19 protein-coding genes are annotated in these 24,435 nt (G+C 69.9%); 11 read left to right on the top strand and 8 right to left on the bottom strand.

Annotated elements, in window-relative coordinates:
* Window positions 1–213: 213 nt before the first annotated feature.
* Window positions 214–1,440 carry a bifunctional glutamate N-acetyltransferase/amino-acid acetyltransferase ArgJ gene (gene argJ, locus FHY02_RS06860; RefSeq protein WP_183921063.1) on the bottom strand — a complete coding sequence of 409 codons (1,227 nt, stop codon included), beginning with the start codon at window positions 1,438–1,440 and terminating at the stop codon, window positions 214–216.
* A gap of 233 nt (window positions 1,441–1,673) precedes the next feature.
* Here argJ and FHY02_RS06855 point away from each other — a divergent pair, with 233 nt between their 5' ends.
* The 5 genes from FHY02_RS06855 (at window position 1,674) to FHY02_RS23280 (ending at window position 6,912) form a co-directional block, all read left to right on the top strand.
* Window positions 1,674–1,946 (top strand): hypothetical protein, encoded by a 273-nt coding sequence (locus tag FHY02_RS06855; RefSeq protein ID WP_221189934.1) that lies wholly within the window; start codon window positions 1,674–1,676, stop codon window positions 1,944–1,946.
* A 59-nt stretch (window positions 1,947–2,005) separates the two neighbouring features.
* The gene (locus FHY02_RS06850; RefSeq protein ID WP_183921062.1) at window positions 2,006–2,260 is read left to right on the top strand and encodes a hypothetical protein; all 255 of its coding nucleotides are present in this window, start codon (window positions 2,006–2,008) and stop codon (window positions 2,258–2,260) included.
* Between the two features lie 91 nt (window positions 2,261–2,351).
* Entirely contained in the window at window positions 2,352–5,087 is a 2,736-nt protein-coding gene (gene secA / locus FHY02_RS06845) for a preprotein translocase subunit SecA (RefSeq protein WP_183921061.1), read from the top strand.
* Window positions 5,088–5,219: 132 nt separating this feature from the next.
* The gene (gene glpX / locus FHY02_RS06840; RefSeq protein WP_183921060.1) at window positions 5,220–6,185 is read left to right on the top strand and encodes a class II fructose-bisphosphatase; all 966 of its coding nucleotides are present in this window, start codon (window positions 5,220–5,222) and stop codon (window positions 6,183–6,185) included.
* Between the two features lie 4 nt (window positions 6,186–6,189).
* Window positions 6,190–6,912 carry a CPBP family intramembrane glutamic endopeptidase gene (locus FHY02_RS23280; RefSeq protein ID WP_183921059.1) on the top strand — a complete coding sequence of 241 codons (723 nt, stop codon included), beginning with the start codon at window positions 6,190–6,192 and terminating at the stop codon, window positions 6,910–6,912.
* 149 nt (window positions 6,913–7,061) lie between these two features.
* On the opposite strand, the gene FHY02_RS06830 is transcribed toward FHY02_RS23280, so the two are convergent.
* The 5 genes from FHY02_RS06830 to FHY02_RS06810 form a co-directional block, all read right to left on the bottom strand.
* A complete protein-coding gene (locus FHY02_RS06830; protein WP_183921058.1) occupies window positions 7,062–7,823 on the bottom strand; it encodes an ABC transporter permease in 762 nt (253 codons plus the stop codon).
* Window positions 7,820–8,749, bottom strand: a complete 930-nt coding sequence (locus FHY02_RS06825) for an ABC transporter ATP-binding protein (RefSeq protein WP_183921057.1) — start codon at window positions 8,747–8,749, stop codon at window positions 7,820–7,822. The genes FHY02_RS06830 and FHY02_RS06825 overlap by 4 nt, the downstream gene beginning before the upstream one ends.
* 263 nt (window positions 8,750–9,012) lie before the next feature.
* A complete protein-coding gene (locus tag FHY02_RS06820; RefSeq protein ID WP_311721264.1) occupies window positions 9,013–9,729 on the bottom strand; it encodes a DsbA family protein in 717 nt (238 codons plus the stop codon).
* Complete coding sequence (locus tag FHY02_RS06815; RefSeq protein ID WP_311731804.1) at window positions 9,726–11,060, bottom strand: M48 family metalloprotease; 1,335 nt, start codon at window positions 11,058–11,060, stop codon at window positions 9,726–9,728. The genes FHY02_RS06820 and FHY02_RS06815 overlap by 4 nt, the downstream gene beginning before the upstream one ends.
* 402 nt (window positions 11,061–11,462) lie before the next feature.
* Entirely contained in the window at window positions 11,463–14,153 is a 2,691-nt protein-coding gene (locus FHY02_RS06810; RefSeq protein WP_183921487.1) for a ribonuclease E/G, read from the bottom strand.
* A gap of 435 nt (window positions 14,154–14,588) precedes the next feature.
* Between FHY02_RS06810 and FHY02_RS06805 the strand changes: the two genes are divergently transcribed.
* The 5 genes from FHY02_RS06805 (at window position 14,589) to FHY02_RS06785 (ending at window position 21,179) form a co-directional block, all read left to right on the top strand.
* Entirely contained in the window at window positions 14,589–15,548 is a 960-nt protein-coding gene (locus FHY02_RS06805; RefSeq protein ID WP_183921055.1) for an N-acetylmuramoyl-L-alanine amidase, read from the top strand.
* 57 nt (window positions 15,549–15,605) lie between these two features.
* On the top strand, window positions 15,606–18,107 hold the full coding sequence (locus FHY02_RS06800; protein WP_183921054.1) for a penicillin-binding protein 1A: 2,502 nt from the start codon (window positions 15,606–15,608) through the stop codon (window positions 18,105–18,107).
* Between the two features lie 122 nt (window positions 18,108–18,229).
* The gene (gene prfB / locus FHY02_RS06795) at window positions 18,230–19,357 is read left to right on the top strand and encodes a peptide chain release factor 2 (protein ID WP_183921053.1); all 1,128 of its coding nucleotides are present in this window, start codon (window positions 18,230–18,232) and stop codon (window positions 19,355–19,357) included.
* The gene (locus tag FHY02_RS06790) at window positions 19,358–20,101 is read left to right on the top strand and encodes a methyltransferase domain-containing protein (RefSeq protein ID WP_183921052.1); all 744 of its coding nucleotides are present in this window, start codon (window positions 19,358–19,360) and stop codon (window positions 20,099–20,101) included. It begins immediately after the preceding gene.
* Window positions 20,102–20,282: 181 nt separating this feature from the next.
* On the top strand, window positions 20,283–21,179 hold the full coding sequence (locus tag FHY02_RS06785; protein WP_183921051.1) for a thymidylate synthase: 897 nt from the start codon (window positions 20,283–20,285) through the stop codon (window positions 21,177–21,179).
* A 145-nt stretch (window positions 21,180–21,324) separates the two neighbouring features.
* Here the strand turns inward: FHY02_RS06785 and FHY02_RS06780 are convergent, their stop codons facing one another.
* Both FHY02_RS06780 and FHY02_RS06775 read right to left on the bottom strand, forming a co-directional pair.
* Window positions 21,325–22,680, bottom strand: a complete 1,356-nt coding sequence (locus tag FHY02_RS06780) for a dihydrolipoyl dehydrogenase (RefSeq protein WP_183921050.1) — start codon at window positions 22,678–22,680, stop codon at window positions 21,325–21,327.
* Between the two features lie 117 nt (window positions 22,681–22,797).
* On the bottom strand, window positions 22,798–23,859 hold the full coding sequence (locus FHY02_RS06775; RefSeq protein WP_183921049.1) for an SDR family oxidoreductase: 1,062 nt from the start codon (window positions 23,857–23,859) through the stop codon (window positions 22,798–22,800).
* A 101-nt stretch (window positions 23,860–23,960) separates the two neighbouring features.
* Between FHY02_RS06775 and FHY02_RS06770 the strand changes: the two genes are divergently transcribed.
* Complete coding sequence (locus FHY02_RS06770) at window positions 23,961–24,341, top strand: helix-turn-helix domain-containing protein (protein ID WP_183921048.1); 381 nt, start codon at window positions 23,961–23,963, stop codon at window positions 24,339–24,341.
* The last annotated feature ends 94 nt before the right edge of the window (window positions 24,342–24,435 follow it).

The raw sequence follows: 24,435 nt of genomic DNA, 5'->3' as shown, positions 1-24,435 counted from the left end.
TTTGACGCGGCGCCTCCCGCCATCGTCATTACGGCCTTGAGCCGGTACCCATGGCTCCGCGAGAGCAACGCCTCCAGCGCTCGCGGCGCAGTGGATCCCGAGTTAAGCGCGAAATGACGAGAAATTCGTGGTTATCCGTCGGTGCGGCCATCCCGAACAGCGGTCTAACGGTCGGGACGATACCGTCTCGCACCACCGCCGCCGCGCCGCACCTCAGCTGCGATAATCCGCGTTGATCGAGATGTAACCGTGCGTCAGGTCGCAGGTCCACACCGTGGCGCGACCCTCGCCGAGCCCGAGATCGACCCCGATCTCGACTTCTTGCCCTTTGAGATGCGCCGCGACCGGCGCCTCGTCATAGCCCTCCACCGCGAGGCCGTCGCGCGCCACCTGGGTGGCGCCGAAGCGGATCGACAGCCGGTCGCGCTCGGCCGGCTCGCCCGCCTTGCCCACCGCCATGACGACGCGGCCCCAGTTGGCGTCCTCGCCCGCGATCGCGGTCTTCACCAGCGGCGAGTTGGCGATCGACAGCGCGACTCGGTGCGCCGAGGTGTCGCTCTCGGCGCCCTCGACCGTCACCTCGATCAGCTTGGTCGCGCCCTCGCCGTCGCGCACCACCAGCAACGCGAGCTGGCGGCAGACGTCGGCGAGCGCGGTGCGGAAGGCGTCGGCGCCCGGGCTGTCGTCGTCGGCCAGCGGCGTGTTGCCCGCCGCACCGGTAGCGAAGGCGAGCACCGTGTCGCTGGTCGAGGTATCGCCATCGACGGTAATGCACGAGAAGGTGCGCGCGTTCGCCGCGGCGAGCGCCGCCTGGAGGAACGGCGCCTCCAGGGCGGCGTCGGTGAAGACGAAGCCGAGCATCGTCGCCATGTCGGGCGCGATCATGCCCGATCCCTTGATGATCGCCGCGATCGTCACAGTGCGCCCGTCGACCACCGCAGTCGCGCTCGCACCCTTGGGATAGGTGTCGGTGGTGCCAATCGTCTCGGCGGCGGCGCGCCAGCCCGCCTCGGGCGCGGCGAAGGCGGCGGCGACGCCCGCCTGCGCCTTGTCGATCGGCAGCGGGACGCCGATCACGCCGGTGGAGGCGACGAACACGTCGGACGGCTGACAGCCGAGCTGCGCGGCCGCCTGCGCGGCGATCGCCTCCACCGCGGCACGCCCGCGATGCCCGGTGAAGGCGTTCGAGTTTCCGGCATTGACCACCAGCGCGCGAGCATGGCCGAGCACCAGCGCGGCGCGGCACCATTCTACCTCCGGCGAGGGGCATTTGGAGCGGGTCAGCACACCGGCGACGGTGGTCCCGGGAGCGAGCTCGGCCAGCGTGAGGTCGGTGCGGTCCCACGACTTGTAGTGCGCGCGCGCGACCCGGAGCGTCACCCCAGCGACGCTCGCCATATCGGGGAAGGTAGTGGCAAGCGGGGAAATGGACGTCGACATGGCGTCCTCTTAGGCGCGGCGGGAGAGCACGCAAAGGGGCGCCATGGTGGAGCATCGCGATGAGCGCGGCGCGCGGTCGGGCTGGATCGCCAATGCGCGAGGCAGTCGTCTCGCTGCCGCGACATATTGGGCCATGATGGGCGCCGCCGCGCTCCCCGCCGCGCCGCTCGGCAACGGTCAGCGGCCCTCTGCGAAGCGATGCGCCATGTGCCACGGCGTCGGGGCGCGGGGCGATGGGCCGCTGGCGCGCAGGAGCCATCCGTCCACGCCCGACCGGCGATGGCGGCTTTCAAGAAGCGCTGGCCGCCTATCCCGGCGTCATCATGGCCTCGATCATCTTGCAGCCGGACGGTGATCTGATACCGCGGACCCTGCGGGAAACCGGCCTCCGGGTGCCGCCGCACAGCTGGACGGCGCGCGACTTCCGGGACATCGATGCCTATATGAAAAGGGGTCATCGACGTCGCGCATGCCCGCGATGGGCGGCTCGAGCGCTGACAAATTGATGGTTTACCGCACGCCCGCCCGGTGGACGGGCGGTTCGTCTCGTCTTATGTCCAGCGGCGTGAACCTGTTGCTGCTCCTCTCGGCCCTGCTCTCCGCGCTGACCGGCGTGGGGGCTAGCGCGCGTCAGGCACAGCCGGCGCAGGCGGTGGCGCAGCAGGCGCGTGCCGTCGCGATCGTCTCCGCGGCGCGACGCGTTGCGGTGCGCCCGGGGCAGGTGCTCGCCGCGCTGATCGCGAGCGCCGCCGCGCCGCGCGTCGCGATGCTCACGCTCGCGCCGCGCGAGCCGATCTTCGCGGGCCGCCGGCGCGTCTAGCGCCGCGCCGCGTCCGTTCTCCCTCTATCAGATCAGCGTGCGCGCGTCGGGGAACGGCGCCGCAGCGCGCTCCCCATACAGGACCAGGCCCATGTTCGGCGGCATTGCCAAGACCCTCTTCGGTTCGTCCAACGACCGCTACGTCAAGTCGCTCAACCCGATCCTCGCCAAGATCGCGTCGTTCGAGCCGACGTTGCAGGCGATGGACGACGACACGCTCGCGCAGCAGACCGTCCGCTTTCGCGAGCGGCTGGCGAACGGCGAGACGCTCGACCAGCTGCTGCCCGAGGCCTTCGCGACGGTGCGCGAGGCGGCCAAGCGCGTGCTCGGCCAGCGCCACTATGACGTGCAGATGATCGGCGGCATCGTGCTCCACCGCGGCGAGATCGCCGAGATGCGCACTGGCGAGGGCAAGACGCTCGTTGCCACGCTCGCCACCTATCTCAACGCGCTGCCGGGCGACGGCGTCCACGTCATCACCGTCAACGACTATCTCGCCAGCCGCGACGCCGACTGGATGGGTCGCGTGTACCGCTTCCTCGGGCTCACCACGGGCGTGATCGTGCCCAACCTCACCGACGAGGAACGCCGTGCCGCCTACGCCGCGGACATCACCTACGGCACGAACAACGAGTTCGGCTTCGATTACCTCCGCGACAACATGAAATATGAGCGCCAGCAGATGGTGCAGCGCGCCTTCGCGATGGCGATCGTCGACGAGGTCGACTCGGTGCTGATCGACGAGGCGCGCACGCCGCTGATCATCTCGGGGCCGACCGACGACAAGTCCGAGCTGTACATCAGCGTCGACGCGATCGTGAAGCAGCTCGTTCCCGACGATTACGAGAAGGACGAGAAGCAGAAGACGATCGTGCTGACCGAGGACGGCACCGAACGCGCCGAGCGCATGCTTGAGGCCGCCGGGCTGCTTCAGGGCGCCAATCTGTACGACTTCGAGAACACCCAGGTGGTGCACCACCTCAACCAGGCGCTGCGCGCGAACGTCATGTTCAAGCGCGACACCGACTACATCGTCAAGGACGGCAAGGTCGTCATCATCGACGAGTTCACCGGGCGCATGATGGACGGTCGCCGCTGGTCGGACGGGCTGCACCAGGCGGTCGAGGCCAAGGAGGGCGTGCAGATCGAGCCCGAGAACCAGACCATGGCCTCGATCACCTTCCAGAACTATTTCCGCATGTATCCCAAGCTGGCGGGCATGACCGGCACCGCCGCGACCGAGGCGGCCGAGTTCTACGACATCTACAAGATGAACGTCGTCACCATTCCGACCAACAAGCCGGTGCACCGCGTCGACGAAGAGGACGAGTTCTACAAGGACACGCAGGACAAGTTCCGCGCGATCGCCAAGAAGATCCGCGAGCACTCGGAGAAGGGCCAGCCGGTGCTGGTCGGCACGGTCTCGATCGAGAAGTCTGAGCTGCTCAGCGAGTTCCTGCGGCAGGAGGGGGTCGACCACTCCGTCCTCAACGCGCGCTACCATGAGCGCGAGGCGCATATCGTGGCGCAGGCGGGCCGGCTCGGCGCGGTGACGATCGCCACCAACATGGCGGGCCGTGGCACCGACATCCAGCTCGGCGGCAACCTCGAGATGCGCGTCGAGGACGAGCTGGCGGGCATGCCCGAGGGCCCCGACCGCGAGGCCGCGATCGAGCAGATCCGCGCCGAGATCGCGGCCGAGAAGCAGAAGGTGCTGGAGGCGGGCGGGCTGTTCGTGCTCGCCACCGAGCGGCACGAGAGCCGCCGCATCGACAACCAGCTGCGCGGCCGCTCGGGGCGCCAGGGCGATCCCGGCCTGAGCCGCTTCTACCTCTCGCTCGACGACGACCTGCTCCGCATCTTCGGGCCGGACACGCTGTTCGCCAAGATGATGCGCAGCAACATCGCCGACGGCGAGGCGATCGGCAGCAAGTGGCTGACCAAGGCGATCGAGACCGCGCAGAAGAAGGTCGAGGCGCGCAACTACGACATCCGCAAGCAGGTCGTCGAATATGACGACGTGATGAACGACCAGCGCAAGGTGATCTACGAGCAGCGCGCCGACATCATGGACGCCGAGACCGTCGGCGAGGTGGTGAGCGACATGCGCGCCGAGACGGTCAACGCGATCGTCGGCGAGTCCTGTCCGCCCAACTCCTATCCCGAGCAGTGGGATATCGAGGGGATGAAGGCGCGGCTCGCCGACATCCTCAACCTCGAGCCGCCGATCGACGAGTGGCTCAAGGAGGACGCGATCGACCCCGAGATCGTCACCGAGCGCGTCCAGGCCGAGGCCGACGCCGCGGTGGCGAGCAAGTCGGCCGATCTCGAGCCCGAGACCTGGACCCAGGTCGAGAAGTCGATCTTGTTGCAGAACCTCGACCATCACTGGAAGGAGCATCTCGCCACGCTCGACGCGCTGCGCCAGGTGGTGCACCTGCGCGCCTATGCGCAGAAGACGCCGATCAACGAGTATAAGCAGGAGGCGTTCAACCTCTTCCAGCGCATGCTCGACGCGATCCGCGAGGACGTGACGAAGACGATCGCGCACGCCCAGTTCCGCATGCAGGAGCCGCCGCCGCTGCCCGAGCTGCCCGACTTCATCACCACCCACTTCGATCCGTTCACCGGGGAGGACAATTCGAACGACATCGATGCCGGCACGCTCGGGCTCGTGACGACGCAGCTGCCGCCGCTCCAGATTCCGCAGCCGACCGCCGCCGATCTCGGCGAGGATCCGGCGAGCTGGGAAGGGCAGGTCAGCCGCAACGCGCCGTGCCCGTGCGGGTCGGGGCGCAAGTACAAGCACTGCCACGGCGCGGCGTGACGATCGGGCTCCCGCGGCGGCGGGGGCTCAAACTTTCGCTGACACCGTTGTTGAACATGTAAAACATTCTGCCTCGACAGCGTCATGCGTGCGCCGTATCGACGTGGCCTCACGCCGCAGCGAAGGTGACTCATGCCCCAGGCCAGCAAGGTACTCGACCGTGTCCTCGTGCTCGAGATGGTGCGGGTCACCGAGGCGGCCGCGATCGCTGCCTCGACGCTGACCGGCCGCGGCGACGAGAAGGCCGCCGACGCCGCGGCGGTGGAGGCGATGCGCGCCGCGCTGAACGAACTCGACATGGACGGCACCGTCGTGATCGGCGAGGGCGAGCGCGACGAGGCGCCGATGCTCTACATCGGCGAGAAGGTCGGGACGGGCCAGGGACCTGCGATCGACATCGCGCTCGACCCGCTCGAGGGCACCACCATCTGCGCCAAGTCGGGGCCGAACAGCCTCGCGGTGCTCGCCATCGCCGAGGCGGGCGGGCTGCTCAACGCGCCCGATGTCTATATGGACAAGCTTGCGGTCGGTCCCGGCCTGCCAGCCGGCGTCATCGACCTGGATCGCACGCCCAGCCAGAACATCGAGGCCATCGCCGCCGCCAAGGGCGTGCGGCCGCAGGACATCGTCGCCTGCGTGCTCGACCGCCCGCGGCACGAGGCGCTGATCGCCGAGCTTCGTGCACTCGGCTGCGGCGTGGTGCTGATCGGTGACGGCGACGTCGCGGGGGTGATCGCCACCAGCGACCCGGACACGACGATCGACGTCTATATGGGATCGGGCGGCGCGCCCGAGGGCGTGCTCGCCTGCGCCGCGCTGCGCTGCGTCGGGGGCCAGTTCAAGGGCCGGCTGCTGTTCCGCAACGATGACGAGCGCGCGCGCGCGCGCCAGTGGGGGATCGAGGACCTCGACCGCCAATATGATCTCAAGGAGCTGGCGAAAGGTGATTGCATCTTCGCCGCGACCGGCGTGACCGACGGCTCGCTGCTGGAGGGCGTCAAGCGCCGCCGCGACAAGATGACGACCGAGAGCGTGGTGATGCGCGCCTCGTCGGGCACGGTGCGCTGGGTCAAGGGCGAGCACCGAATCGAGCGCTGACGCGGTGGCGGGCGCGGCGTCTTGGCTGGCGGTGGCGCTGGCGAGCCTCGCGCTGTTCCTGCGCGGCGGCACGCGCCACTATGGCTGGCTCTACCGCCCCGGCGGGGACTTGCGCCGCCGCCGCTTCCTGCTGCGGGCGCTGCGTCCGACGCTCCACTTCGCGCTGGTGACGCTGGTGGCGCTCGCCGCGCTGGGGCGGCTCGACACGTTGGCGGCGCTGCCGTCCGAGTTCGCGCCGTCCCGTGTCGGCGCGATCGATCTGGCGGGCGGGACGATGCCGCTCGACCTGCTCGCCTGGTCGACGCTCGGCGGGCTGGCGGTCGGCGGCGTGATCGCCGGCCTGGTCGAGCGCTGGCGCGGGCGATCGGTGACTCTCGGCGACGTCGAGTCGGTGCTGCCGAGCACGCGCGGCGAGCTCGGCTGGGGCGCGCTCCTGTCGGTCACCGCGGGCGTGACCGAGGAGTTGTTCTTCCGACTTTTGCTGCCGCTGCTTCTGGTGCTCTGCGGCTTCTCGGGCGCCGCCGCCTTCGCGCTGGCCTGCGTCCTGTTCGGGGCGGCGCATCGCTACCAGGGCGCAGCAGGCATGATCGCGACCGCGCTGGTCGGGGCGGTGCTGTCGCTCGCCTATCTGCTGAGCGGCTCGCTCGCGGCGGCGGTGCTGCTCCACGTCGCGATCGATCTCAACGCGCTGGTGGTGCGGCCGGTGCTGTCGGGTCGGGTGCGGTGAGGCGCGGGCTTCGAGACGGCACTTCGACGAGCTCCGTGCCTCCTCAGCCCGAACGGGTGCGAAGAGGCACCGTCATGCTACCGTTCGCGCTGACGAGAGGCTGAGCCTGTCGAAGCCTCGTCTCGAAGCGCTGGCCGGACCGCCCCCGCTCAGCTCTTCAGCCGCCAGCCGGTGTGGAAGATCGTCACCACCGCCGCCAGGCAGAGCGCGCCGAAACCCGCCGTGACCGCCACGCAGGCGAGCACGTCGACGTCGCTGATGCCGAAGAAGGTCCAGCGGAAGCCGTTGATCAGATAGGCGATCGGGTTGAACAAACTGACCGTCCGCCACGGCTCGGGCAGCACCGACAGCGAGTAGAAGGCGCCGCCCAGGAAGGTCAGCGGCGTGATCACCAGCAGCGGGATGATCTGGAGCTGCTCGAAGCCATTGGCCCAGATGCCGAGGCAGAAGCCGAACAGCGAGAAGCTCGCCGCCACCAGCAGAAGATAGCCGAGCATCAGCAGCGGGTGCGCGACGTGAAGGTCGACGAACAGGTGCGCGGTGGCGAAAATGACGAGGCCGATCACCATCGACTTGGTCGCGGCCGCCCCGACATAGCCGATCACCGTCTCCACCGCCGAGAGCGGCGCGGAGAGCAGCTCATAGATCGTGCCGGTGAACTTGGGCATGTAGATGCCGAGGCTGGCGTTGAAGACGCTCTCCGAGAAGATCGTCAGCAGCATCAGCCCGGGGACGATGAAGGCGCCATAGGGCACGTCGCCGATGCTCCTCATCTGCGACCCGATCGCCGAGCCGAAGACGATGAAGTACAAGGTGGTGGTGATCACCGGCGTGGCGAGGCTGGTCCAGATCGTGCGCCCGAAGCGCGCCATCTCGAAGCGATAGATGGCCCAGATGCCATGCAGGTTCATGCGCGCTGCCCCACCAGGTCGACGAAGATGTCCTCGAGGCTCGACTTGCGCGTCTCCAGGTCCTTGAAGGCGATATGCTGCTGTGCCACCGCGGCGAGCAGCTCGGGGATGCCGGTGCTCTCCGCCTTGGCGTCGAAGACGTAGCGCAGCGTGCGCCCGTCATGCTCCAGCGTCGGCGACCAGCGCGCGAGCGCCTCGGGCACCGCCGCGAGCGGCTCGACCAGCGTGAGATCCATTTGGCGCTTGCCGAGCTTGGCCATCAGCGCGTCCTTCTCCTCGACCAGCAGCAACTCGCCGCGCGAGATCACGCCGACTCGGTCGGCCATCTCCTCGGCCTCCTCGATGTAGTGGGTGGTGAGGATGATCGTCGCGCCCTGCTCGCGTAGGCGGTGGACCAGTTTCCACATGTCGCGCCGTAGCGCGACGTCGACCCCGGCGGTGGGCTCGTCGAGGAACAGGATCTCGGGCTCGTGCGCCAGCGCCTTGGCGATCAGCACGCGGCGCTTCATCCCGCCGGAGAGATCCTTGATCTTGGCGTGGCGCTTCTCCCACAGCGAGAGGTCGCGCAGCACCTGTTCGATATAGTCAGAATGGCCCGAGCGGCCGAACAGTCGGCGCGAGAAGGTGACGGTGGCGAGCACGCTCTCGAACTGATCGGTGGCGAGCTCCTGCGGCACCAGACCGATCGCCCGACGCGCCGCTTTGTAGTCGCGCACCACGTCGTGGCCGGCGACGGTGACGCTGCCGGAGGAAGGCGTAACGATGCCGCAGATGATGCTGATGAGCGTGGTCTTGCCCGCGCCATTGGGGCCGAGCAGCGCGACGATCTCGCCGCGGTTGACGCTGAGGTCGACGGTCTTGAGCGCGGTGGGACCGTCCTTGTAGGTCTTGGACACGCCGGCGACGGTCAGGATCGGTTCCGGCATGTCGTCTCCCTGCTTCTCGCGTCAGTTAGGGAGCGTGGCAGGGGGCGGCAAGCTCGGAAACACGGTGTTTCGGGATGGGCGTGTGGAGCGAGGGGGTGAGACGGTTGCGGAGCGCTGCACGCTCGCCCCGTTCGTCATCCCCGCGAAGGCGGGGATCCAGACGCGTGGACCCGCGAAGGGGTCGGAACGTCAGCGTGTATAGATCCCCGCCTCCGCGGGGATGACGGTGGAAAGGGGCTAATCGGGCGATTAGGAACCGAAACCTACGACACCCGCGCCTTGGCGATCGCCTCCTTCAGCCGCTCGATCGGCAGCGCGCCCGACAGCAGCTCGTCGCCCACCACCCAGCTCGGCGTGCCGGTGATGCCGAGCTTCTGCGCGAGCTCCAAATTGGCGCGGATCGTCGCGTCGGCGTCGGCGGGTAGCCTGGCGAGGTCCACCCCGGTCGCCTTCGCCGCCGTGGCGATCGTCGCCGCGCTCACCGGCCCGGCGGCGTAGAGTGCATCGTGGAACGGCTTGAACCGCCCCTGTGCCGCCGCTGCCAGCGCCGCGCGGGCCGCCAGCCGGCTGCTGTCGGCGAGCACGGGCAGTTCCTTGAACACCACCCGCAGGTTTTTGTCCTCGGCGACGAGCTGTTCGATCGTCGCCAGGCTGGCGCGGCAGAAGCCGCAATTATAATCGTAATACTCGACCAGTGTGACGTCGCCCTTGGGATTGCCGATCCAGGCGCCGCCGTAGGGCTCCTCGATCGCACCGCGCGACGCGGCGATCGCGCGCGAGGCGTCCTTCGCCTGCAAGCGCTCGATCGCCTGAGGGATGATCTCGGGGTTGGCGAGGACATAGTCGCGCACCACGCGCTCGATGCGGACACGGTCGCCGTCGGCGAGCGGGGCAGGGGCAACGCGCCCGGCTAGCCACATACCACCCGCGCCGAAGAGTGCGCCCAGCATCACCATGCCGAGCAGCCACAGTCTGTTCACCGCCGCTTCTTCCTGTTCTTGTCGAGGCCGTTCTGCGAGGTCATGGCGATGTCCTGCGCGCGGATCCAGTCGGGCGTGTTCTTGGGCAGCCCGGCCATGGCATAGCGGGCGCGGTCGGCGGCGGTGCGGTCGTCGCCCATCATGCTGGCGCGCTCGGCGCTGGCGAGCGCGGCGCGCGGCTCGTCGCCGGTGAGCTCGTAGACGGTGCCGAGCTGGAACCAGGCGAAGGGGTTCTCGTCGTCGCGCCCCACCGCCGTCTTGAGGATGCGCTTGGCCTCGTCGTAGTTCCCCGGGTCCTCGGTCGCGATCAGCGCGTGGCCGTAGGTGGTGGCGATCAGCGGATCGGATCGCGAACCCTCGGTGGCGCGGCGCAGCGGCTCGATCGCCTGTTTGGGCTTGCCCGCCTCGAGCAGGATCTGCCCCATGATCTCCTGGAAATACGGGTCGTTGGGCTCCTTGGCGACGAGCGCCTCGGCCTCGGCGTCGGCTTTGTCGGGGTAGCCGGCGCGGTGATAGGCATAGGCGCGCGCGTAATGCGCGTAGACCGTCTGGTCGCTGTCAGGATATTTCTGGAGCGCCTGTGCGGGCGGCAGCAGATAGCCGTCGAGCTTGGCACGGATGCGCTTGAACCGCTCCTCCATCGCCGGATCGAGTGGTTTCCTCCACGCCGCCGAATTCTGCAGGTCCGCGGTCATCGTCTGGATGCGCGTGCCCGACAAGGGGTGCGACTGCATGAACGGATCGATGTTCTTGGTGCCGTAGCGGAATTCCTGCTGCTGGAGCTTCTTGAAGAACTCCAGCATGCCGCGCCCGGTGATCCCGGCGGTGTTGAGGTAGCGCACCGCCGAGGCGTCGGCGGTGGCCTCCTGCACGCGACTGAAGGCGAGATACTTGCCCATCGCCGCCTGCTGCCCGGCGGAGAGGATGCCCGCACCCGCCTCGCCGCCGCCCGCCGCCATCGCGGCCAGCCCGAGCACCATCGAGAGCAGGTAGATGCCCATCGCGGGGCGTTGGCCCTCGCCGGCGTTGACGACATGGCCGTCGGCAATGTGGCCGAGCTCGTGCGCGATTACGCCCTGTACCTGGTTGGCCGTGTCGGCCGCCTGGATCAGTCCCGAGTGGACGTAGACGGTCTGGCCGCCGACGACGAAGGCGTTGATCGAATCGTCGTTGATCAGCGCGATCTGTACGTCGCGCGGGCGCAGCCCGGCGGCGGTGACGAGCGGCGCCGACATGTCGCGCAGCAGCGCCTCGGTCTCGGCGTCACGCAGGATCGACTGGGCGTGCGCTGGCTGGGCCAGCAGGAGGATTGCGGTCGCCGCGGCGGCGATGCGGCGGCGCCAGCGTCGGACGGAGCCGCTGGAGCTACGCGCCCACGCCCACCTGCCGTCCTCCCGGCCTTGTTCCGAGATCCACCGCGCCGCCTTTTCTCCAGTCAGTGAAGGTGCGGATGGGTGCGCCCCTGAACACGTCCGGGGTGACGGGGCAGACCAAGCGCGCGACTCAAACAGTCGCGCCGTGCGGGCGAGCGTTCGAGGCAAACCGCGCCTGCGTCCGTGACCCTGGACTCCCGCGATCGCAGGAGCACGGCGGTCGTCGCCGGGAGAGATCACGGCGCCGCTTTCCTCATGATCGTCCGGGAGCGTCGGCGCGGCGAATGGCATCGATGGGGGCATGCGCCGGGCGTCTTGCCGCGGTTCCACTGAACCGCGGCTGAAGCCCGGCGCACGATGTCAGGCGCCGAAGGTACGCTGCCACCAGCCGCGGCGCGGCGTCGCCTCGCCGTCGGCGGGCGCGGCTTCCGCCTCGGCGTCGCGCTCCGCCGTCGCCTCCGCCTCCGGTTCGGCCGCGGTCGGCGCCTCGGCGACCGGCGCAGCATCGGCCTTCTTGCGGCGCGTGCGCTTCGGCTTGGCCGGCGCCTCGGGCTCGACCGCCTCGGGCTCGTCCCTCTCGGGGGCGGGCAGGCCGTCGTTGACCGGGCCGGCGTCGGCCGCCTCGGCGATCGGCTCGACCGCCTTCTTGCGGCGCGTGCGCTTGGGTTTGGCGGGTGCCTCCTCCGTGGCGGGCGCGGGCGCCGGCGTCTCCGCCTCGGGCTCCTCGGCCTCGACCTCGGGCTCGGTCACCGCCGCGGTCGCGGCGCGCGCGCGGGGGCGACGGCGGGTCTTGGGGACCGGCGCGGGCTCGGGCTCGGGTGCAGCGACCGTCTCGGGCTCAGCCTCGGCTTCGGCTTCTTCGACCGGCTCGACCGGTGCCTCGGCCGGCGCGGCGGCCTCCTCGACCCGGTCACCGTCGCGGCGGCGGTTGCGACGGCCGCGGCGACGGCGGCGACCGCCCTCGCGCTCGCCCGTCTCAGCCGGCGCCTCGGCATCGGCCTCGACGGCCTCCTCGTCCTCGACCGGGTCCGCGGCGTCGACGAGCTCCTCCTCGTCCTCGCCCTCGGCCTCGCCGGCCTCGACATCACTCTCGCTCTCGCCCTCGGGACGGGTGCGACCGCGGCGGCCACGGCGGCGCCGGCGACGGCGGTTGCCACGCCCGCCCTCATCGTCGCCCTGGTCGGCGCGCGCGCGCGGCTCGGCGGCGGTCTCCTCGACCTCCTCGTTTTCGAACTCCTCCTCGACCTCGTCCTCGATCAGGTCGTCCTCGATCTCGACGATCGGGCGGTCGAACTTGGGCGCGTGCGCGGGCGGCGGGCCGTTGGCCTCGACCGACATGCGTGCGCCTTCCTGCTCCTCGTCGGGGATGATCTCGACCTGGACGCCGTAGCGATCCTCGATCTCGGCGATGTCGGCGCGCTTGCGGTTGAGCACGTAGAAGGCGGCTTCCTGGCTGCACCGCAATGTCAGCAGCGAACCGCGCCCGCGCGCCGCTTCGTCCTCGATCAGGCGCAGTGCCGAGATGCCCGACGACGAGGCGGTGCGAACGAAGCCGGTGCCCTCGCAGTGCGGGCAGGGGCGGGTAGACGCCTCGAGCACGCCGGTGCGCAGCCGCTGGCGGCTCATCTCCATCAGGCCGAAGCTGGAGATGCGACCGACCTGGATGCGGGCGCGATCGTTCTTGAGCGCCTCCTTCATCGCCTTCTCGACCTTCCGGACATTGGAGCCATTGTCCATGTCGATGAAGTCGATGACGACCAGGCCCGCCATGTCACGCAGGCGCAGCTGGCGCGCGATCTCATGCGCCGCCTCAAGGTTGGTCGCGGTCGCGGTCTGCTCGATATTGTGCTCGCGCGTCGACCTTCCCGAGTTGATGTCGATCGAGACCAGCGCCTCGGTCGGGTTGATGACGAGATAGCCGCCCGACTTCAGCTGCACCACCGGGTGGTACATGGCGGCGAGCTGCTCCTCCACGCCCGCGCGCTGGAACAGCGGCACCGGGTCGCTGTAATGCTTCACTTTCTTGGCGTGGCTCGGCATCAGGAGCCGCATGAACTCCTTGGCCTGGCGATAGCCGTCACCGCCCTCGACGATGACCTCGTCGATGTCCTTGTTGTAGATGTCGCGGATCGCGCGCTTCATCAGGTCGCTGTCGCCGTAGATCAGCGCCGGCGCGCTGCTCGACAGCGTCTTCTCGCGGATCTCGTCCCACAGCCGGGCGAGATAATCGAAGTCGCGCTTGATCTCGGTCTTCGTACGCTGGAGACCCGCGGTGCGGACGATGCAGCCCATCGACGACGGCAGCGCCAGTTCGGCCATGATCGACTTGAGCCGCTTGCGATCGCCCGCGTTGGAGATCTTGCGGCTGATCCCGCCGCCGTGCGACGTGTTGGGCATCAGCACGCAATAGCGGCCGGCGAGGCTGAGATAGCTGGTCAGCGCGGCGCCCTTGTTGCCGCGCTCCTCCTTGACGACCTGCACCAGCAGCACCTGGCGGCGGCGGATCACGTCCTGGATCTTGTAGCGGCGGCGCAGCGACATGCGGCGCTGGCGCAGCGCCTCGACCTGGTCGTCGTTCGCGCCGGCGCGGCCGCGGCGGCGGCGCGGCTGGCGCGGCTCGGCGCCGTCCTCGACCTCGCCGGTCTCCTCCGCCGCCTCGTCCTCGTCCGCCTCGTCAAGGTCGTGCTCGTCGGCGTCGAGCTCGTCCTCGTCGCCGTCGAAATCGGCGTCGTCGAACGCGTCCTGCTCGGCGCGCAGCGCGGCCTCCTCGGCGGCGTGCTCGGCTTCCTCGCGCAGCAGCGCGTCGCGATCCTCCTTGGGGATCTGGTAGTAATCGGGGTGGATTTCGCTGAAGGCGAGGAAGCCGTGGCGATTGCCACCATAGTCGACGAACGCCGCCTGGAGCGACGGCTCGACGCGCGTCACCTTGGCGAGATAGATGTTACCCTTGAGCTGCTTGCGCTCTTCGCTCTCGAAATCGAACTCTTCGATCCGGTTACCCTTGACGACGGCGACCCGGGTTTCCTCCCGGTGGCGTGCGTCGATCAGCATACGCATGGTCATTGAACGGTCTCCACGCGCCGTCTCGCCCGTGCAGGGCGGCGGCGCGACGATAGGGCGCTGCCGGCCGCCCGTGAGGGCCGGCCGCGCGGATGGTGATGGGTGCTGCTGTCGCGTGCCGCGCCGCCCCGCGCGAGGTGCTGGCGGGGCGACCCGCGACCGCGCGACCGCCGGCAGAGGCCGGGCGGGGCAGCGGTCGGGCGGGGTGCGGCATTGCGAGCGTCAACCTGATGACCCGGGGCCGGCGTCGCGCCGGGCGGGCAGTGGCGCCGGAGCTGCGTCGCGCGTGGATCGCGCAACATTCCGGTCATGATCTCGGTAGCATCGCCGAACCGCCGCATCAACCGGCACAATTCACGTTGCTATTTCCTCACGCCGCCCAGTCCGTTAACCACGGAGTGAGATTCGGGGCGATAGGGAGCGGGGATGATACCGCGAACGTACCGCAGGCCCGGTCGGTGCACCGGGCGGAACGGCGCGCGCGTCGGCGCGGCGCTGGCGCTCGCCGCCGCGGTGGCGTTCGCGCCGGTCGCCGCCGCGATGCCGCGCGACGCCGACACGGATGCGCCGTCGCTCGACTTCCTGCCGTGGAAGTCGCGCGCCGAGCGCGACGCGCATGGCGACGGCTACAAGGTCACGGTGCCGGTCCCGCCGCCCGCGCGCGGCGTACGCCTGCCCAAGGTGGCGGGTGCCGAGGGCCGCCCGCTGGTGGTGATCGACGCCGGCCACGGCGGCAACGATCCGGGGGCGATCAACCCGCAGGCGGCGCTGCGCGAGAAGGACGTCACGCTCAAGATCGCCAAGGCGATCCGCGACGCGCTGGTGGAGGGCGGGCGCGCACGCGTCGCGCTGACCCGTGACGACGATCGCTACATCCCGCTGCGCGAGCGGTTCGGGATCGCCCGGCGGCTGCGCGCCGACCTGTTCATCTCCGTCCACTGCGACAGCGTCGGCGCCGGACTGCCGACCGGCGCGACCGCTTACACGCTCTCCGACGTCGCATCCGACCGGGAGGCGGCGCTGCTGGCGGCGCGCGAGAACAAGTCGGACGTGATCGCGGGCGTCCGGCTCGGGCGCGACGCCGATGTCACCTCGATCCTGATCGACCTTACCCAGCGCGAGACGATGAACGCTTCCGCGGGCTTCGCGCGGCTGCTCGGGCGCGAGGCCAAGCCGCTGATGCCGGTGAAGACCAACTTTCATCGCACCGCCTCGCTGATGGTGCTCAAGGCGCCCGACATGCCCTCGGTTCTGTTCGAGACGGGCTATATCTCGACTCCGGCCGATGCCGCCTTCCTCGACAGCAAGGCGGGGCGCGAGAAGATCGCGGAAACGGTGCGCCGCGCGGTCGAAGTGTATTTCGCGCGTCGCCTGGCAGTGCGCTGACCCCGACTGACGCGCGCGGCTTCCCCCGCGCCGGGAACCTGCTAAACGCCGTGCGCGATGGCTTCCGATCCCCTCGATGTACGCGAAGAGGCGGCCCCGCGCGGCGGCCGTTGGCGTGGGCTGTGGCAGCGCCGGCTGGTGCGCTGGGCGACGTATCTCCTCGCGCTGCTGGTCGTCGCCTTCGGCGTCTTCTGGCTGGTGTTCGCGCGCGACCTGCCCTCGGTCGAGAAGCTCAAGGCCTATGAGCCGCCGCTGCCGACCAACGTGCGCAGCGCCGACGGCGCGCCGGTCTATTCGTACGCGCGCGAGCGCCGGGTCGAGCTGGCCTACAACGAATATCCGCCGCTGCTGGTGAAGGCGTTCCTCGCCGCCGAGGACCGCACCTTCTTCGAGCATCACGGCGTCGACTTCCCGGGGCTGGCCGGCGCGGTGTTCGACTATGCGCGCAAGTTCGGCAGCGGGCAGCGCGCCAAGGGCGGCTCGACGATCACCCAGCAGGTCGCCAAGAACTTGCTGATCGGCAACGCTTACTCGCCCACGCGCAAGATCCGCGAGGCGCTGCTGGCGTATAAGATCGAGGAGACGCTGACCAAGCAGCAGATCATCGAGCTGTACCTCAACCAGATCTTCCTCGGCCGTAACGCCTACGGCGTCGAGGCCGCGGCGCACGCCTATTTCGACAAGGAGCTGAGCGAGCTGACGCTGGGGCAGATGGCGTATCTCGCGATCCTGCCGAAGGGCCCTTCCAATTACGACCCCTTCCGCGACACCGATCGCGCGATGACGCGGCGCAATTACGTACTGCGTGAGATGGTGCGCAACGGCTTCGTCACGCAGGAGCAGGCGCGGGTCGCCGCGGCCGAGCCGATCGGTGCGATCACGCGGCGCACGCCCAAGTTCGAGCGCGTCGGCGGCTATTTCGTCGAGGAGGTGCGGCGCGAGCTGATCGACAAGTTCGGCGAGACATCGCAGGACGGCCCGCACAGCGTCTACGCCGGCGGCCTGTGGGTGCGCACCTCGCTCGACAAGCGGATCCAGGGCGTCGCCGCCGAGGCGCTGCGCAACGGCCTGCTGCGCTTCGACAGCGGGCGCGGCTGGTCGGGGCCGCTGCGCCACGTCGATGTGGACGGCGACAAATGGTATGGCGCGCTGCTCAACACCAACATCTCGCTCGATTACAGCGACTGGCGCGCCGCGATCGCGATCGCGCGCGACGGTGACGCATGGCGGATCGGCTTCGCCGACGGCACCACCGGCGAGCTGCCGCGCGACGCCGCGCAGATGCCGGTGCGCAACGTCGGCGGCGCGGCGTTCACCGCGATCGAGCCGGGCGACATCATCGCGGTGGCGCCCGTGGGACGGCGCTTCGCGCTGCGCTCGGTGCCGAAGATCTCGGGCGGCTTCGTCGTGCAGGAGCCGATGACGGGGCGGATCCTGGCGATGCAGGGCGGCTTCGACTCGAGCGTCCAGTCGTTCAACCGCGCCACCCAGGCGATGCGCCAGCCGGGCTCGACGATCAAACCGATCGTCTATTCCGCCGCGCTGGAGAACGGCATGACGCCGGCCTCGATCATCGTCGACGGGCCGTTCTGCGTCTACCAGGGCGCCGCGCTGGGCAACAAATGTTTCCGCAACTTCGGCAATTCGCGCGGGGCGGGGCCGCACACGATGCGCTGGGGCATCGAGCAGTCGCGCAACCTGATGACGGTGCGCACCGCCGCGCAGACCGGCATGGGCAAGGTCGTCAAGCTGATCAAGGCGATGCAGATCGGCGACTATGCGCCTTACCTCAGCTACGCGCTGGGCGCGGGCGAGACCACGGTCGAGAAGATGGTCAACGCGTACGGCGTGCTCGCCAACTGGGGCCGCTGGCACGACCCGACGTTGATCGACTTCGTCCAGGACCGTCGCGGCCAGGTGATCTGGCCCGAGAACTGGCACGCCTGCGACGGCTGCAACATGCCCGACTGGAACGGCCGCGCCATGCCGCGCCTGCCGACCCGCGGCCATCAGGTGCTCGACGCGATGAGCGCCTACCAAATGGTGCATATCACCGAGGGGGTGATCCAGCGCGGCACCGCCACCGCGCTGCGCGATCTGGGTCGCCCGATGTTCGGCAAGACCGGCACCAACAATGGCCCCACCGATGTGTGGTTCATCGGCGGCACGCCGCAGATGATCGCCGGCCTGTACCTCGGCTTCGACACGCCGCGCAGCCTCGGCGGCTACGCGCAGGGCGGCACCGTGGCGGTGCCGGTGTTCAAGGAGTGGGCGCAGAAGGCCTATGAGGGCCTGCCCGTGCTGCCGTTCCGCGCGCCCGCCGGCGTGCGCATGGTGCGGATCGACCGTGCGTCGGGCCGGCCGGTCTACGGCACCTTCCCGACCGGCGACGATCCCAAGCCCGCGGTGATCTGGGAGGCGTTCAAGCCGCAGAGCGAGGCGCGCCGCGCCCGCCGCGCCGGCCCGACTGCCGCCCCGAGTGCGGCGCCCAGTGCCGGGACGACCGGCGCGCCGCCGAGCGACAGCGACTTCTTGCAGAGGCAGGGGGGCATCTACTAAGTCGTCGGGCTGAACATTCTTTCGTCATCCCAGCGTCGGCCGGGATCTCCGGCCACGATGCGATCCCCGTGCCGCGCGAGATTCCGGCGCCTGCTGGATGACGTGACCGCTGGAGATACCCTATGCGCGCCGAAGCGCAGGCTCATGTCGACACCATCAACGCGGCGCTGGCGCTGCTGCGCCAGTCGCTCGACTGGGATCGCGCGCTGCGCCGGCTCGACGAGCTCAACGCGCGCGTCGAGGACCAGTCGCTCTGGAACAACCCCAAGGAAGCGCAGGCGGTCATGCGCGAGCGCCGCCGCCTCGACGAGGCGATCGGCGCGACCCGCGCGATCGAGCGCGAGCTGGCGGACACGGTCGAGCTGATCGACATGGCCGAGGCGGAGGGCGACGCCGAGATGGCGGACGAGGGCACCGACGCGCTCGCGCAGCTCGCCGAGCGCGCGCAGGCCGACAAGGTGAAGGCGCTGCTCTCGGGCGAGGCCGACGCCAATGACACCTATCTTGAGATCAACGCCGGCGCTGGCGGCACCGAGAGCCAGGACTGGGCCGAGATGCTCCAGCGCATGTACACGCGCTGGGCCGAGCGCCACGGCTACAAGGTGGAGCTGGTCGACTATCACGCCGGCGAGCAGGCCGGGATCAAGTCCGCGACGCTGCTGGTGAAGGGCGAGAACGCCTATGGCTATGCCAAGGTGGAATCGGGCGTCCATCGGCTCGTACGGATCAGCCCGTACGACAGCGCGGCGCGTCGCCACACCAGCTTCTCGAGCGTGTGGGTCTATCCGGTGATCGACGACAATATCGAGGTCGAGATCAACGAGAGTGATCTGCGCATCGACACCTATCGCGCGTCCGGCGCGGGTGGACAGCACATCAACACCACCGACTCCGCGGTGCGCATCACGCACTTGCCGACGGGTATCGTGGTGCAGTGCCAGAACCAGCGCTCGCAGCACAAGAACAAGGCCGAGGCGTACAACCAGCTGCGCGCGCGTCTCTACGAGCGCGAGCTCGCCGAGCGCGAGGCGATCAGCAATGCCGAGAACGCCACCAAGACCGACATCGGCTGGGGTCACCAGATCCGCTCCTACGTGCTCCAGCCGTATCAGCTCGTGAAGGACCTGCGCACCGGCGCGACCTCGACCTCGCCGGGCGACGTGCTCGACGGCGATCTCGATACTTTCATGGCGGCGGCGCTGTCGCAGCGCGTCACCGGTGAGAAGGTCGCGGTGGAGGACGTCGACTAAGTGGCGCGCGCGCTCGCCCGCTCGGCGCTGCTCGCCGCGACGCTGCTGCTGGCGGCGTGCGACGGTACGCAGCCGCTGATCAAGCACGAGCCCAAGCAGCCGGGGCCGTTCCCCGAGGCCGACCGGCCGGTGGCGACGATCGTGTCGGCGCGCTGGTCCACCGAGGAGGCGCGCGACCGGCTCAACGAGGCCAGCCGCGTCATGGACCTCGCCGAGATCCGGAAGGGCATGTCGGTCGCCGACCTCGGCGCGGGCGAGGGTTATTATACCACCCGCCTGGCGAGCCGTGTCGGCGCCGAGGGGCGCCTGCTGGCGGAGGACATCGTGCCCGCGGTGCGCGACGCACTGGCCGAGCGAGTCACGCGCGAGCGGCTCGAGAATGTCAGCGTGCGGCTCGGCATGCCGGCCGACCCGCGGCTGCCCGAGAACAGCTTCGACCGTATCCTGATGGTGCACATGTACCACGAGATCGCGCAGCCCTACGAATTCCTGTGGCGGATGCGGTCGTCGCTGCGGCGCGGCGGGCTGGTGGTGGTGGTCGACGCCAACCGCCCGACGCGCGATCACGGCACGCCCCCGGCGCTGCTCAAGTGCGAGTTCGCCGCGGTCGGCTATGCCCAGGTCGACTTCCGCGAGATGCGCTCCGCGGGGGGCTATTTCACGACCTTCCGCGCGGCGGGGCCGCGACCCGACCCGGCCGCGATCCGCGCCTGTCGCATCAACGACGAGGCGAAGGCGGGGTAGGTGACGGTCGTCTTCTCCTTCCTGTTCCCCGGCGAAGGCCGGGGTCCGGTTGGATGACGCAGGTACATTCCACGGCGACCTCCCGATCTGGGCCCCGGCCTGCGCCGGGAAACTTCAAGCGCGAGCCGCGCGCCTCCGCCGCAGGATGACGTCCGCCCGCGCATCCGCTACCACCTCCGGCATGCCGCATCCCGAACAGCCCTATCTCGACCTGATGGCGCAGGTGCTCGAGCGCGGCGACGAGCGCCTCGACCGGACCGGAGTCGGCACGCGCTCGCTCTTCGGCGCGATGCTGCGGTTCGACCTCGCCGATGGCGCCGCACCGATCCTCACCACCAAGCGGGTCTACTGGAAGACCGCGGTGAAGGAGATGCTGTGGTTTCTCACCGGCGGCACCAACATCCAGCCGCTGCTGCGCGACAACGTCCGCATCTGGACCGACTGGCCGCTCGAGGCCTACCGCCGCGCCACCGGCGAGCCGATCGCGCAGGACGAGTTCGAGCGCCGCATCGTCGCCGACGACGATTTCGCCGCACGCTGGGGCGAGCTCGGGCCGGTCTATGGCAAGCAGTGGCGGCGCTGGCTGGGGGCCGACGGTCGCGAGTACGATCAGATCGCCGAGCTCGTCCGCACCCTGCGCGAGAACCCGACGAGCCGCCGCATGCTGTTCCACGCCTGGAACGTGCCCGAGCTGGGCGCGATGGCGCTGCCCCCCTGTCACATGGTCTACCAATATCACGTCGCCTCGGGCGGCCGGCTCAACTGCCTGCTGTATCAGCGCTCGGTCGACCTGCTGCTCGGTGCGCCGTTCAATTTCGTCGGCGCGGCCGCGCTGCAGCTGATGCTGGCGCAGCAGGCGGATCTCACGCCGGGCGAGCTGGTCTGGGTCGGCGGTGACGTGCATCTCTACCTCAACCACCTCGAGCAGGCGGAGGAACAGCTGCGTCGCGCGCCGCGCGCGGTGCCGCGGATGCGCCTCACACGACGGGCTGACACGATTGACGGCTATGCGATAGGCGACTTCGCGGTGGAGGATTATGAGCCGCACGGTGCGATCAAGGCCGACGTCGCGGTGTGATCCGAGGCATGCTCGCGGCGGATGTCCGGCGGCGGGGAGCAAGACAGCGATGATCAAAGGAGGCGAGGCGGACGCGGCGGCGGTGTCCCCCTTGCTGGCGCGCGATCGCAAAAGGCGTGGTCAAGCCGAGCGCTCGTGGCGCCGCTCAGTCGTTCACGCCGAGCAGGTCGCGCGCCGCCGCCTGGAGCAGCTCCTCGATCGCGGGATGGTACCAGGCCTGGTCGCCGAAGGTCGCCACGTCGGTACCCCGATCGATCGCCAGCGCGACGAGGTGGCCGAGATGCTCGCCGCCCGGTGCCGCGATGGTCGCCCCGATCAGTCGGCCGTGGGCGTCGCCGTAAAGCCGGACAAGCCCCTGGTCCTCGCCGTCGACGGTGGCGCGGCCGTTGTCGCTGACCTTGGCCGCGCCGATCCGTGAACCGTCGGGCAGCGAGCCGAAGTCGCATCCGACCGCCACGAGATTAGGCTCGGTGAAGGCGATCGCGAAGGCGGGCAGTTCCCGCGGTGGCTCACCGCCGGCGGCGACGTCACCGGCAATCCGGCCGCCACGCGCGGCCTCGTGAAGCACCGGGCGCCACGCCCCCGCGTCGCCGGCGACGAAGATCGCGCTCTCGCCGCAGCGACGCGAGCGCGGGTTGAACTCGGGCGTGCCGTGCTCGTCGAGCGCGAGCCCGGTGGTCTCCACCGCCAGCTCGGCGAGGCTCGGCGGACGGCCGGTCGCGGCGAGGATAAGGTCGACCGTGGTCTCGCCGCCCTCCCATGTCAGTCGCGCGCGGCCGTCGTCGGTGGCCGAGACGTCGGCCTCGACGCCGAGCGCGAGCGTCATCTCACGCCCGAGCGCGGCGACCGCGACGCGGTTGACCTCCGGATCCTTGACCCCGCCGACGCTCTCCCCGTCGTCGATCACCGTGACCGCCACGCCGAGCCGAGCGAAGGCCTGGCCGAGTTCGAGCCCAAGCGGACCGGCGCCGAGCACCGCGAGCGTGCGCGGCAGCCCGTCGAGATCGAAGATGGTCTCGTGCGTGCAGACGAGGGGGCGCACCGGGTCGAGCAGCTCAGGCACGGTCGGGTGACCGCCGGTTGCGATCACGATCCCGCTCCGCGCGGTGACGCGGGTATCGCCGACCATCACCGCGTCCGCCGCGCAGAAGCGCGCGACCCCGTGGATCACTCGGTCCGCGGGGATGGCATGATAGTCGTCGAGCACGGCCTGCACGAAACGGTCGCGCTCGGCGCGCACCCGCTGCCACACGCGCGCTGCGTCGACCGTGACCGCGCCGGTGTCGACTCCGAACGCCGCCGCACCGCGCGCCTGGTGCGCGGCCCGGCCCGCGGCGATCAACAGCTTGGACGGCATGCAGCCGACGCGCGTGCAGGTCGAGCCGCCGGGGCCGCGCTCGACAATCAGCGTGTCGGCGCCGCGCGCGGCGGCAGCCTTATAGGCCTTCAGCCCGGCGGTGCCGGCACCCAGAATCAGCACGTCGCAGTCACGCGAGCCCATCGGTCATCCTCCACCCGTCGGTTCGGCGTGGATCGAGACCCTCACGCGGCTGATCGAACGTGTCGGTGCTCGCTAACGTTGCACATAGGTTAGCATTTTCGTGCCGTCGCCGGACGCTCATGGGATCAGCCGCTCGGCGCGGAGCCGCTCGAACAGGGCGAAGAAGGCGTCGTCGGTCGGCTGATAGGCAGTGAAGCCCAGCCGGCGGCTCTTGCCCATGTCGGTCACCACCTCGATCGGGCGGCCGAGATCGGCGTCGGTGTGCCAGGGGGAGGCGAGGCGGGCGAGCTCGGGCTCGGCCAGCCCCTCGCGCAGCGCCAGCTCGCGCCACAGCGGCGCGTCCTCCGCCATCTGCTGCTCGAGCGGACGAACGGTGCCGTCGAAGGGCGCCGCCGCGACGCCGAACCAGCCCGCGATCCGCTCCCACATCCACTGCCAGCGAAAGACGTCGCCGTTGACGACGTTGAACGCCTCGTCGTGCGCCACCTCGGTCTCCGCGGCCCACAGCAGGTGCCGCGCGAGCAGGCCGGCGTCGGTCATGTCGGTCAGCCCGGACCATTGCGCCGCCGAGCCGGGGAAGGTGAAGGCGCGGCCGAGTTCGCGGCACAGGGTGGCGTAGACCGCCAGCGTGGTCCCCATGTTCATCGCATTGCCGACCGCCTTGCCGATCACGGTGTGCGGGCGGTGGACGCTCCAGCTGAAGCCGTCGCGCGCCGCCGCGGCGAACAGCTCGTCCTCCTGCGCATAGTAGAAGTTCTCGACGTCGAGCCGGCCCTGCTCCTCGCGGAACGGCGTCTGCGGCAGCGTGCCTTTGCCATAAGCCTCGAACGGCCCGAGATAATGCTTCAGCCCGGTGACCAGCGCGACGTGGCGCGGCGCGGTCGGTGCGGGAAGCGCGTCGAGCAGGTGGCGCACCATCGCCGAGTTGACTCGGATGTTCTCCGCCTCGCTGTCCTGGCGCAGCCAGGTGGTGATGAACACCGCGTCGGGCGCGAGCGCGCCGATCGCTTCGCGAGTCGCCGCCGCGTCGCGCAGGTCGGCCGCGACCGGGGTTACGCCCGGCAGCTCGACCGCGCGGCGCGCGAGCCCGTGCACCGTCCAGCCCTGCTCCACCAGCAGCGCCGCGGTCGCTCCGCCGACGATACCGCTCGCGCCCACCACCAATGCCGTCTTCGCCACGTTAGATCCTTTCGTTCGTCGAACGTTGGCAAGGAGCTAGGCAGCCGGGCCGGCAGCTTCTAGACGGCACCCGAACGTGCCCTAGGCACCAGGAGGTGACCATGGATTGCGGCAGCCCCGACGAGGAATGGCGCGAGGATTGCGCGCCGCGCCGCGTGCTCGAGCTGTTCGCGACCAAGTGGACCAGCATGGTGCTGCACACGCTGCACGCGCGCCACGGCGGCGCGGCGCGCACCGGCGTGCTCCAGCGCAGCCTGCCCGGCATCTCGAAGAAGATGCTGACCCAGACGCTGCGCGAGATGGAGGCGAGCGGGTTGATCACGCGCCACGTCGAGACAGTGGTGCCGCCCGCGGTGGAGTACCGGCTGACGCCGCTGGGCGAGCGCTTCGTCGTGCCGGTCGAGCTGCTCTACGCCTGGGGGCGCGACAACGCCGACGCGCTCGACACGTTGGTGCCGCGGCCGGGTTCGCGGCGGCGGTGAAGGGGGGCGGTAGGAGGGCGCCGTCCCTCATTCTAGCGTCATCCTGAACTCGTTTCAGGATCCACGGTGCGCCGCACTCAGGCGCCGCGGCGTC

Origin of the sequence: Sphingomonas sp. BK069 (assembly GCF_014193405.1) — a bacterium.
Classification (GTDB): domain Bacteria; phylum Pseudomonadota; class Alphaproteobacteria; order Sphingomonadales; family Sphingomonadaceae; genus Sphingomonas.
Note: the sequence above shows the minus strand (reverse complement) of the source record. Positions and strands in the feature narration are given on the sequence as shown.

Bases quoted from the DNA above. Each gene is read 5' to 3' on its own strand.
- argJ (WP_183921063.1), bottom strand. From the start codon at position 1,440: ATGTCGACGTCCATTTCCCCGCTTGCCACTACCTTCCCCGATATGGCG.
- FHY02_RS06855 (WP_221189934.1), top strand. From the start codon at position 1,674: ATGGGCCGCTGGCGCGCAGGAGCCATCCGTCCACGCCCGACCGGCGAT.
- secA (WP_183921061.1), top strand. From the start codon at position 2,352: ATGTTCGGCGGCATTGCCAAGACCCTCTTCGGTTCGTCCAACGACCGC.
- glpX (WP_183921060.1), top strand. From the start codon at position 5,220: ATGCCCCAGGCCAGCAAGGTACTCGACCGTGTCCTCGTGCTCGAGATG.
- FHY02_RS06830 (WP_183921058.1), bottom strand. From the start codon at position 7,823: ATGAACCTGCATGGCATCTGGGCCATCTATCGCTTCGAGATGGCGCGC.
- FHY02_RS06825 (WP_183921057.1), bottom strand. From the start codon at position 8,749: ATGCCGGAACCGATCCTGACCGTCGCCGGCGTGTCCAAGACCTACAAG.
- FHY02_RS06810 (WP_183921487.1), bottom strand. From the start codon at position 14,153: ATGCTGATCGACGCACGCCACCGGGAGGAAACCCGGGTCGCCGTCGTC.
- FHY02_RS06805 (WP_183921055.1), top strand. From the start codon at position 14,589: ATGATACCGCGAACGTACCGCAGGCCCGGTCGGTGCACCGGGCGGAAC.
- FHY02_RS06800 (WP_183921054.1), top strand. From the start codon at position 15,606: ATGGCTTCCGATCCCCTCGATGTACGCGAAGAGGCGGCCCCGCGCGGC.
- prfB (WP_183921053.1), top strand. From the start codon at position 18,230: ATGCGCGCCGAAGCGCAGGCTCATGTCGACACCATCAACGCGGCGCTG.
- FHY02_RS06785 (WP_183921051.1), top strand. From the start codon at position 20,283: ATGCCGCATCCCGAACAGCCCTATCTCGACCTGATGGCGCAGGTGCTC.
- FHY02_RS06780 (WP_183921050.1), bottom strand. From the start codon at position 22,680: ATGGGCTCGCGTGACTGCGACGTGCTGATTCTGGGTGCCGGCACCGCC.
- FHY02_RS06770 (WP_183921048.1), top strand. From the start codon at position 23,961: ATGGATTGCGGCAGCCCCGACGAGGAATGGCGCGAGGATTGCGCGCCG.